8 protein-coding genes, 1 tRNA gene and 1 pseudogene are annotated in these 11,338 nt (G+C 37.2%); 3 read left to right on the top strand and 7 right to left on the bottom strand.

Annotation, left to right across the window (positions count from 1 at the left end; all coding sequences use genetic code 11):
- Positions 1 to 403: 403 nt before the first annotated feature.
- The 6 genes from ACFO3G_RS02065 to meaB form a co-directional block, all read right to left on the bottom strand.
- Entirely contained in the window at positions 404 to 673 is a 270-nt protein-coding gene (locus tag ACFO3G_RS02065; RefSeq protein ID WP_380077503.1) for a hypothetical protein, read from the bottom strand.
- Positions 674 to 1,428: 755 nt separating this feature from the next.
- Positions 1,429 to 1,854, bottom strand: coding sequence for a large-conductance mechanosensitive channel protein MscL (gene mscL / locus ACFO3G_RS02060; RefSeq protein ID WP_380077501.1), 426 nt, complete (start codon positions 1,852 to 1,854; stop codon positions 1,429 to 1,431).
- Between the two features lie 18 nt (positions 1,855 to 1,872).
- Positions 1,873 to 2,625, bottom strand: a complete 753-nt coding sequence (locus ACFO3G_RS02055; protein WP_380077499.1) for an SDR family NAD(P)-dependent oxidoreductase — start codon at positions 2,623 to 2,625, stop codon at positions 1,873 to 1,875.
- A gap of 96 nt (positions 2,626 to 2,721) precedes the next feature.
- The gene (gene xseA, locus ACFO3G_RS02050; RefSeq protein WP_380077497.1) at positions 2,722 to 4,086 is read right to left on the bottom strand and encodes an exodeoxyribonuclease VII large subunit; all 1,365 of its coding nucleotides are present in this window, start codon (positions 4,084 to 4,086) and stop codon (positions 2,722 to 2,724) included.
- Positions 4,087 to 4,094: 8 nt separating this feature from the next.
- Positions 4,095 to 4,571, bottom strand: a complete 477-nt coding sequence (locus ACFO3G_RS02045; protein WP_380077495.1) for an Lrp/AsnC family transcriptional regulator — start codon at positions 4,569 to 4,571, stop codon at positions 4,095 to 4,097.
- A 640-nt stretch (positions 4,572 to 5,211) separates the two neighbouring features.
- Positions 5,212 to 6,318: a methylmalonyl Co-A mutase-associated GTPase MeaB gene (meaB, locus tag ACFO3G_RS02040; RefSeq protein ID WP_380077583.1), complete on the bottom strand. Its 1,107-nt coding sequence runs from the start codon at positions 6,316 to 6,318 to the stop codon at positions 5,212 to 5,214.
- Positions 6,319 to 6,413: 95 nt separating this feature from the next.
- Between meaB and ACFO3G_RS02035 the strand changes: the two genes are divergently transcribed.
- From ACFO3G_RS02035 to ACFO3G_RS02025, 3 genes and pseudogenes are all read left to right on the top strand, one after another.
- A complete protein-coding gene (locus ACFO3G_RS02035; protein WP_380077493.1) occupies positions 6,414 to 6,647 on the top strand; it encodes a hypothetical protein in 234 nt (77 codons plus the stop codon).
- Positions 6,648 to 7,146: 499 nt separating this feature from the next.
- Positions 7,147 to 7,231 (top strand) — tRNA-Ser (locus tag ACFO3G_RS02030).
- Between the two features lie 370 nt (positions 7,232 to 7,601).
- Positions 7,602 to 8,003: pseudogene (locus ACFO3G_RS02025) on the top strand (Arm DNA-binding domain-containing protein); the annotation flags it as partial.
- Between the two features lie 185 nt (positions 8,004 to 8,188).
- On the opposite strand, the gene ACFO3G_RS02020 reads toward ACFO3G_RS02025, so the two are convergent.
- The gene (locus ACFO3G_RS02020) at positions 8,189 to 10,300 is read right to left on the bottom strand and encodes a hypothetical protein (RefSeq protein WP_380077491.1); all 2,112 of its coding nucleotides are present in this window, start codon (positions 10,298 to 10,300) and stop codon (positions 8,189 to 8,191) included.
- Positions 10,301 to 11,338 lie beyond the last annotated feature (1,038 nt).

The following is an 11,338-nucleotide window of genomic DNA, read 5'->3' as shown; positions in this document are numbered from 1 at the left end:
TATCTTGTCCTGTTTTTAGTTCCAATGCAGCTCTTTTTTACTTCCCAAAGAGGCTCATTCTCCACAAAATCTAAAAGCAATAGGACGAAACCGTCCTATCTGAATGTTAATATATGTATATGCTACTTTTTATGGGCAATTTGGCGGCTTAAAAACCGACTTCGGGCCACTTTTTGGGGAAGGTCGCGCGACTTGCAATCCATTCTCGCGCTACCTTGAACCTATCCTCGCGCGAGGTTGCACCCGAAGTAGCGCGACTTCGCATGTCAAGGTCGCGCGAGATCAGATCTAAAGTCGCGCGAGAATAGATTGCTTCTCGCACGAGCTTATTTGTTAAAATAAGGCATAAAAAAGCCCGTTTCGTACTATAAAACGGGCAAAGTGCGTATAGGGTCAGGGTCCCCTAACCCCGAATTATATGAAATTCGTTGTAAATAAGTGATATTTGATTCCCTTGTAGAGCATTAGATGCAGCAACAGTATTTAACAGATATAGTGCTCTTTCTTCGAACTTCACAGCCCATAAGAAAAGATAGGTAGGACCATTGCTTTTGATGCTTGCCGAGGTGATTATTTGTTCAGAGCCTATGGGACGAATTGTTGCCTCTTGGTAGCATGATCTTCCAAGCTGCACTAAAAACAATAATATGATGAGTGTTATGAGTATTCCCATGGTTTCTATTTGATTATGTAGCTAAGATACTAAAAATCAATTATATTAACAATCACACATTACTTTGTCGATTGGATTGATCTTCAGCCTTTTGAATTTTAGAAATAGATGCTATCAATCACATGAAAGTCACTTTTCCATATCAGACTAAACTTCATAATCCCCTTAAAAGCTCCATAAAATATATGAACGGTCGTTCATTAACAATACAAGAAATAAAATTAATCTTAGAACATTCACCCAAATTTATTAGAAAAGAATAACATTACATATAACTATAAATCAATAACATAATCGTATATACATTGATATAGACATGCACTTACATAATAGATTTATTCATAAAAGAGAAAAATACTTCTACCAAAATTTGCTTTATAACTTAAAAATGTACTACCTTGGCAAGCGAATTGATGGGACATGGTCTCACAGTTCATCTCTTTTGATTTGGACACAATGAAATTGTCCGGCATCAAAAGGGATGTTTCTCTAAATAATTTGGAAACACTCCCTACTAAAACAAACCATATGTGACTCAATTTGACAAGATCGCATTAAGTAATTGCAACAACCCATCTATGGGTACATCTATACTAACTAACATACATTTCTGAAGGGTGTCTGTAGGGATACAGGTACCCTTCCTCTTTATTGCATACTTACAAAGTACACCAATAGCAAAGACGGCTTATTCTCCAAAAAGAGATCCTAAGATTCTTCAAAGAGAATAAGCCGTTTAAGCACAAAGAATATGATTATTTATTTTTGAGCAAGTCCCTAATCTCAGTCAAAAGTTTGACATCTTCAGAAGGTTCAGCAGGCTTCTCGGGAGCCGGAGCTTCCTCCTTTTTACGCTTTAGAGAATTAATAGCCTTGATCATCATAAAGATGGCAAAGGCGATAATTAAAAAATCAACCAGCGTTTGGATAAATGAACCATAGTTAATTGCGACTTCCGGTGTTATGACTTCCGAACCATTTCTAACAGCCTCCTTAAGAACGATCTTCAGATCCGAAAAGTCTGTACCACCAAGCAAAACACCTATCGGTGGCATAATAATATCCGAAACAAAAGAGGCTACAATTTTACCAAAGGCACCACCAATAATGATACCTACTGCCATATCCACCACATTGCCCTTAACGGCAAACTCCTTAAACTCCTTTATAAACTTACTCATTTCTAACTATTTAATAAATTATTGTTTATAAAAATACATGCTGTTAGCCTGAGACTTGGGCATTACAACCATGTCATTAATACATATATTTTGAGGCAAAGACAGGGCTGAAGCAATGCAATCAGCAATATCATTCCCCGTAAGAGGCTCATAACCTGTGTACACATTATCAGCTTTATGCTGATCTCCATGAAAACGAACAAGCGAAAACTCTGTCTCCACTGCTCCAGGGCAAATCTGAGTTACTTTGACTCCATAAGGAAGCATGTCAATACGCATACCCTGGCTCAACGCATTTACAGCATGCTTGCTGGCACAATAAACATTACCATTGGCATACACTTGCTTACCGGCTATAGAACCTAAATTAAAGATATGACCCTTTTTACGACTGCACATACCGGGAGCTATAGCTTTTGTAACATATAGTAACCCTTTCACATTCGTATCTATCATGCGATCCCAATCATCAGGATCTCCATCTTGAATAGGTTCAAGACCGGCTGCCAACCCGGCATTATTGACCAAAACTTCCACAGCGGCCCACTCCTCGGGCAAATGACCCAAGCTCTCCTCCACTGCTTTACGATCTCTCACATCCAAAGTGATAGAAAGCACCTCAGTAGTCTTGCTTAGCAAAGCCTTCAAGTCGTTTAATCTATCCTCGCGACGTGCTGCGATAATCAATCTGTATCCCATTTCTGACAACTTAATGGCAGTAGCCCTGCCAATACCAGAAGTTGCACCGGTTACTAATGCTATTGGTTTCATAATGAATGATATTTAGACGAGGATGAATTTCCTCATTTCAAAGGTAGCAATTTTTCAGAAGTTGGCTCTTGAAAGAAACAAAAGAACAATGCACTCTCAATCAACTGTCGCTGTTCGAACACCATCAATAAAAGTCATCTCGACTTTTGATCCCGACTTTAGCTCCTTTGCATGACAACATATCTTATCCTGACTCGATACAATGGCGAAACCTTTCGACAAAATAAGCCTTGGATCAGACAAACTCACCGTTTTCTCAATAACCTCCAATCTGCTCGACATCTCGCCCATCCTCTTTCCAACGACTATTCTAAGCCTGGGGCCAACATATCCAATCATCTGCCAAGAGCGATCAAAGGTTCGACTAATAAGCGTGGGAAGTTTGGAAGATATAGAAGTAATTTGCGCCGAAGCATTCTCTATAAGACGGCCGGCTCCCATAGTCACCATCTTTTCCACAAGGTGAATCTTCTCGCCCTCTTTTCGCAGCTTAAACTGGGCTACCACGGGAAGGCGCATCGCAACACGGTCTATACGCTCCGAATAACCGGATTGTAACTGAGAAACAGATAGCTTCAAGCGTTGCATCATATCTTGTTGCAAAGACAACTCGCATCGCATCCTTTCAATCAAAAAATCAGCCACAGCAGTAGGAGTTTTTAATGAAATAGAGGCAACCATATCAACGACCGAAATATCTCTTTCATGACCAATACCACTAATGATGGGCAGAGGAAACAAAGCACATTCCTTAGCAAGAAGATAAGAGTCAAAGCTCGCAAGCTCGCTCTGTGCTCCACCACCACGAATAATAACAACAGCATCAAAATGCTCCTTGTGACCCTCAATTATACTTAAAGCCTTCACAATTGAAGACTCTGTATCCTTTCCCTGCATCGATGCGGGGTACAAATGAGTATAAAAAACAAAAGACTCGGGAGTATCATTCAGATGATTGACAAAATCACCCCAACCCGCAGCCGTAGCTGAAGTTATAACTGCAAGTCGCTGAAATATTCGAGGAAGAGGAAGTTCTTTATTCCGATCTAACAAACCTTCACGCTGCAAACGCTCAACTATCTCTCTACGCTTACGAGCCATCTCTCCAAGCGTATAAGTAGGATCGATGTTGTCCACGTTAAGCGAAAAGCCAAACTGTTCGTGAAAATTAACCGAAACCAACAGCATCACCTCCAAACCATTTTGCAATACACTGCCGGTTTCTCTATGAAATTTTGGTAATAGTTCTTGTGCTTTATTAGACCATATAGTAGCTTTCGAACGAGCTACTATACGGTCATCATCTCCTTTTTGAATCAAATCAAAGTAACAATGTCCACTACCCTTATTAACCCTCAAATCGCATATTTCTGCATGAATCCAGTACTTCCCACTATAGTGATATTGCAGACAACGCCTGATAGAGGAACAAAATTCAAATAAGGAATAGGACTTATCCATGGAGAACTTTATTCTTTATCCTCATCAATCATTGGGATAGGAATATTCCTCATAAATGCCAAATCAAGAGAAATCAAAGTTTCAGTGGCAATAATACCGGGGATCTCTTGTAGGGTAGAATTCAGAATCTGCATCAAATGGTCATTATCTCTTGCATAAAGTTTAATTAGCATAGAGTAAGTACCGGTTGTATAATGACACTCTACCAATTCGGGAATTTTAGAAAGCTGAGGAACAACCTCCTTGTAAAGAGATCCTCTCTCCAACTTAACACCAACATATGTGCATGTAGTGTAGCCAAGAGACTTGGGATTGATTGTATATCCGGAACCTGTAATAACACCTTGTTCCTGCATACGCTGTACACGCTGATGAATGGCAGCACGAGAAACTCCACACTGCTCAGCAACATCTTTGAAAGACATACGAGCATTGCCACAAATAATACGAAGGATGTGGCGATCCAAATTATCTATTCTTCCCATGTAACACGAGTTTTAATTATTTCGTCGCAAAGGTAATACTAATAATTGTATAACATTCTTATTGACAATCATAAAGGTATACAAAAAGCCTATTATCTAAAATAAGACTCTTAAAATCAAACATATAGACAGAAGTAACCAATTTCTTACTTAATAGGAAATATGTTTATCAATATTCCAAATTCGTATATATAAAGCACTAAATAATAACAAATAGTAAATAAGTGAAGATTTTAATAAAACCGCTCCGAAAGCTCAGCAATTGGTACAAAAGATCAGGCAAGCAATCTCATCATGGATTATGCTATGCAATAAAACAATGGCTGCAGTGCAAGGATGTGAAATAAAATTCGATGTTATGTACAAATGATTTTGAAGTTGTTGTTTCTCTGCATCTCTGCGGACAACACATTATTAGCACAAAAAATCTCCTAAAATAAAGAGATAGCAGTCTGTTTTTAATTATTAAGAAACATATTCACGGTAAAGACTATGCCAAAATTAAAGAACAATCGCTATCAAAGAGCCAAAACTCAATGATAGCGATTACTCTATTTTGATTAAAAGGCATGTGATTGTCGAAAAGGAAAGAGTTTCTTACAATTCCATATTTGACACAGCCTTCAAGCAAAGAATATTATCAGCCTTGATTTGTATTTTGACGAATCCAACTGAAATACTTATCAATCAATGCAGCTGCAGCTGTGAATGGTGTCATACGGTCATTAAGAACGTGATCTTCTATCTCCGGTAACAGATTCATTACATCCGTATTGTGATAAAAAGAATCTCTCAAAGCATCTTCAATGGTTTCCTTCATCCACCACTTCGTTTGCTTAAGACGCTTTTCAGTAAAATAACCACTATCTATCGCATGATGACGATAAGCATCCAACATGTCCCAGATCTCCTTGATTCCAATACCGTAATATCCGGAATAGCACAACACTTTGGGATCCCAACCGGACTCAGCCTTAGGAAAAAGACGCAAAGCATTGCGATAGTGAGAAGCGGCCAACTGAGCCTTTTGCACATTGTCTCCGTCAGCCTTGTTGATAATAATACCATCTGCCATTTCCATAATACCTCGCTTGATTCCTTGCAGCTCGTCACCGGTACCTGCAAGCTGGATCAGCAAGAAGAAGTCAACCATCGAATGTACGGCTGTCTCACTCTGCCCTACTCCTACCGTTTCGACAAAGATTGTATCAAAACCTGCTGCTTCACATAATACAATCGTTTCACGCGTCTTTCTGGCAACACCTCCCAAAGAGCCGGCTGAAGGGCTGGGACGAATAAAAGCATTTTTCTCGCGACTAAGCTGTTCCATCCTCGTCTTGTCGCCTAAGATACTGCCACCCGAAACCTCACTTGAAGGGTCAATAGCCAAAACAGCAAGTTTTCTGCCCTGCTTGATGATATGCATCCCCAACGTATCAATAGATGTACTCTTACCCGCACCTGGAACCCCGGTTATACCGATTCTCATCGAATTTCCCGAGTATGGAAGACATTTTTCAATAATTTGCTGAGCCATCTCCTGATGAGATGCGAGTTGACTTTCTATCAAAGTAACAGCACGACTAAGCAAAGTGATATTTCCATCCAAAATTCCCTTGACATAATCATCTACAGTCAACTCTTTGCGCCTAACACGCTTGAGATAAGGATTAATCATAGGGACATCAGCAATGCCCTTATTGACTTTTAGACCTTTGTACAAATCATTATTTTCCGGATGTTGCAAATTTTCTGCCGGCGCAGAATGTTCTTTATCTGTCATGATAGATAAGAGATTACATTGTTATTGATAGATATGCGGTGCCATCCAACCAAAAAAGTATGCAAAAGTTGTTTCAAACAAATCGCCATATCATGGAAAAGCTTCTTCTTAATTTCCCATCTGCACAGACAATCATAACACTAAAAAGAGTATATAAAAGGGTTCAGACATTGCAAATACCTCAAATACCATCCCCGTTTCATCAGATTCTAAAACAACTTTCCAATGCGACGATGCTAAGACAAGAATACCATCAGCCATCAATCTTTCCAAGCCATTCAGCTACAGAGTAATGATCAAAAGCTCATAAACCACCAACTTGTCACCACACAATCGCCTTCAATTGACAACCCAATCAAGGTCAAACAACCTAAATACAGATATATCGGCTTGACAAGCACCTAAATACAACGCAAAGGTAAGAAATAAAAAAGAGCAATAATGCCCGAGACAGAGCATTTTTAGAAACTGTTTCGATTTTCATTCATAATAGTCGGAAGTCTCGTATCAGACTGTATACAAATCACACCTCCAAATAAAAACCAAACTTTGCACAATACACCCAATCTAAAAAGGGCCTAAGCAAGACAACAAAAAAAGACACAAAAAAAGCCTTTCAAACCACAACATCAATAAAAGACTCAAAAAAATTTCACACACTCATATATCATTAAATCAACACATTAATGAACAAACAAAATAAAATCATCAAAAAAACTTCCCAAAAAGTTTGTGCAGTTCAAAACTAATACATACATTTGCAACCGATTTGAGAGACAAACAAAGTCTCTTGGAGAGATGGCAGAGTGGTCGATTGCGGCGGTCTTGAAAACCGTTGAGCTGAGAGGCTCCGGGGGTTCGAATCCCTCTCTCTCCGCTTTAAGTACTCTGAAAATAAAATCAGAGAATTTTAGCAAAATGTGTAAGTATCATAGTTCTAAGGAATTATGATACTTTTCTTTTATATATATCCCTTATTTCCGAGTTCGTATAGATACGCTGAATACTCCCAAAATACTCCTCAAAGGCTACAATACGGCTACATAAATTTATGCAGTGAAAAAATGTAGCCAAGAGTATTTAGAGAGTACGTATAGAGTACACACAAATTGCTGTAATTCAAATATTTATGTTGAACTTTGCAGAACGGTTACAATTCGGGGAACAGACTGTTTGCCACATTTGTGCGGCTACAGAACTTCTCCTAAAAAAATAACTGTAGCCGGCTCTGTAATAAACAAAGGATTATGAAGTCAATTTTTAGAATCGCCTTCTATCTCAGAAGCAATTATGTGAACAAGGAGGGTAAGACTCCGGTAATGATTCGGATTTATCTGAACAACGAACGCCTGTCAGCCGGCTCTGCGGGGATTGCCGTGGAACGGTCCTTGTGGGACAATGAAAAAGAACGTCTGAAAGGACGCAGTACGGAAATTCTTAACACTAACTTACAGCTTGACAATATTAGGAGCGGGCTGATGAACATATATAAGAAGCTTGAGGTTACCGACTGCCTTTCACTTGAAAGAATAAAGTCCGAATACTTGGGTAAGGGAAATGAGATTTCTACAATAATGGAATTATTTGACAAGCATCTTTCAGACTTGGAGAAGCAGGTCGGAATAAACGTTACTGCAGCCACACTACAAAATGTATAGAGTGTGAGGCTGTATCATTATTCGTAATGATTCAGACTCTATACCTGCAGTTACTCTTTTTCGAATATAAAATGGACTGCGATAAAGACTACAGGCATTTCTCGATTTATCGCAGTCCATCTCAAAAGACACTAACGCACCTCTGTGAGGATTTGCTATTATTTTCAACAACGAAATTAAAGATTAAGTTTAATTATCCTTGAAGATCCATTAAACTCAACTCTTAAAAGGTATATACCACTTTGAATTCCACTGATGTCTAAATGATTTGAAGAACAAGTCTTTGCAACTACACCATCCGCTGAAAACAAACATAAACCAGGATTAACAACTCCTTCAACCACTATTTCGTTTCCTGATTTTAGCACTCGAAGATCATCAGATTTTACCTTCTCTTCTATACTTGCCTGACTATCGAGTTTAAATGCCGGAGAGATTATCTGTATCTCTTCACTTCCATTAGTTCCCTCCAAAACAAATTTAATATCATACCAACCAAAAGGAAGTTGAATATCTTTAAAACTATCTTTCAAAAGACTAGAATAATAGTATCCAAGAGAAGGCCATAAATATAATTCTGGGGATTCTTTTACAGTTAACTCTTTCCACTCATCTTTTCCTTTTAATGAAACGAACGCCTTAACTGTCTTAGCCTTATTACACTTATAATATTCGTTATCATCTTCATCACCTTGAACAAGCTCAACATCTGCCACAGAAAATGAGATTCGTACATCATTAGATTCTTTAAATCTATCTGTAACATTTCCAGAACTAATAGACCTCAATTGAAGATATTGTAAAGTTGGAGTCATTACATTTTTTTTCGAAGAATCAAACTTAAGCATAGTAATATTCTTTCCTTCAATACTATTGTCAATTAAAACATTTTCGTCCGTATAAGTTTTAACAATCATGTTACCGTCCTTCTCTTCCTTGGTCTTCACAAAAGAGGTTGAAGATCCCATAATTTCCCCAAATCTACCAATATAATATGGAAAAATAAGTCCTTCTGACTCTTCTGTTGGCATTTCAGGCACCATGATCGGGCATGAATTACCTAGAGTTAAATTAGGGTATTCGTTTACATTAAACGAATAACTATCAAGACCAGGATAAACAATGTATACGTCATTACTTAGACTATAAGAACTACCAACTATTCCCCTTAAAACAGTTTTTAACTCATCAGCATTTCCTAAAACAGGAACTCCCTCAGTAAAATAGAAACTATCAATTGGCCTTCCCATATCTAAAATCTTCTTGGAATAGTCACCAAATCTAGGTACAACCATAGTGGCAAAATCAAATTCTTCTTCTGGTTGCATATCTATCATGAATGTCAGCTCATCTTTTTTAAGGATGATGTCTTTAAAATGAGGATGGTCATTCATTACTTGCTCTCCCTTATATGAAGCTATATGTATAAAACCAGGTATATGAGCTTTTCTATCATTCGCTTTGGCACCTTCCTTAGAAATAGTGAACCTTTGTACATAACGTCCAAGTTTTTCAGGATCATTTTTTATATCCTTCGATTCATCAAGCTTTGAACAATATGATAAGAAATAGAATACTGGATCAGTATCGTCAGCTTTTTTAAACATACTTCTTGTATCAACCAACCTATATTGATCACTCAACCTATTGATATGCAAGAAGGATTTTTGACTTTCCGTTTTTAAAAGTTGAGGTAATAAGACAACGGTCCCAACATTCTTCCTAATCAGAAAAGTAGTAACCGAAAGCCCATTCGCATTTCCATTTTTTACGATCCTTCTACTACCAAAATCATCTTCTTCATCAGAATAAGTATTCGGCTTAAGTTCTTGACCTGTTTCATCTAGACTAATGATATTTACAGATAAAACTGCGTCTTTAGGATCAAAAGAAACAATCTGATCTTTCTCAATCTTAACATTTTCTTTCACTACAATGTAATACTCATTGTTCTTAGTAAAAAGATAATACAAATCATAAGTTCCTATCGGAACATCGTCTCGAGTATCTACACGTTCTAATGTTTCTTCATCTAGGCCAAAAGAATAATAATTATTCTCATTATAAACCGCACCTTCAACAGCAATAAATCCATCAGCATTTAGAGGAGACAGTGTTAACTTCACCGTATTACTATCTTTTATATTTTTCGTTTCTAAAATAGGTGATTTTACAACATACTTGGATTCACTTTTAAACTGAGAGACCCGAGATCTCAGTACACGCTGTTGCCCCACAAGAAGTACCGGAACAACTGCTAACATCAATAAGAAAACAAATTTTCGCATAAGAATTGCAATTTATTAACAGTAATAATTAATATATTTAAAGTTACAATATTATATACGTGGCAGGATTGTGGCCTAGATGAATATTCTGATTATAATGTCTTGTCCAAACATTACTCACACCCTCACAAAAACAACACGAATCTACGGTCAAGATCCTAATCATCTTACAGATGAATTACACATCTCATTATAAATTTATCATTAACCAATCAAACACAGAATTAACAATAATATTTAATATATATAGCATCAATAGCACTGCAATATTAAGTATTTTCAAACAATAAACAATTAATACAGCACAAATATTCACATAAAAACAATAATATAACCAATAATATCCTAAACGATTTAGTTTATAATGGATTGCATGAAAGTGGACAAAGGAAAAATAGTCTCTTGTCCACATGATTATTTTTGTGGGGGGTCTCTCTATACTGATTCTGCATGGGAGGAGGCAAGAAGGACTGATTTATCCACTTGCAAAGTTCTATTTTAATATGTTCGACTTGAGCGATTCGGTGAGATTAGATTGGTTCAATGGATGTTTTGCTTCACTGCATTCCGAGTAGTTCCCAGAAAACTTTTGACATGCAGGTTTTGCTTAAAATTGCGTAAGCAATATCTCGATTTTCCATTAAGAACTATAAACAGAAAATATTGCGGATAGGACATCGGAGTACCACATAGATTCTAATATTCTATGTCGTTTGGCCATTTCTAACAGCACACTAAAACGGAAATGATTATTTCTCTTTCTCTTAGGATAAAAAGGACATCCTTGATGTCACAATGGTTGAGTAGTTCGGTCTCACTATAAGTGATATAAAAATCTTTAGAAATTTGTATGATGATTGGATCTATTTTTCAGAAGGTAAATGTTCAACTGGCATTGAATCTTCTATAACATCAATACTTCGGTAAATTTTTACCGAAAAATTAAAAGTTAAACAATAGAACTGACAAAAGTCGGTTCGAAAACACTAAAGAGATCATTGAAATGTTGTCAAAACGAATGGTTAAGCATGAAGAAAT

Origin of the sequence: Falsiporphyromonas endometrii (assembly GCF_042654485.1) — a bacterium.
GTDB lineage: Bacteria > Bacteroidota > Bacteroidia > Bacteroidales > Porphyromonadaceae > Porphyromonas > Porphyromonas endometrii.
Note: the sequence above shows the minus strand (reverse complement) of the source record. Positions and strands in the feature narration are given on the sequence as shown.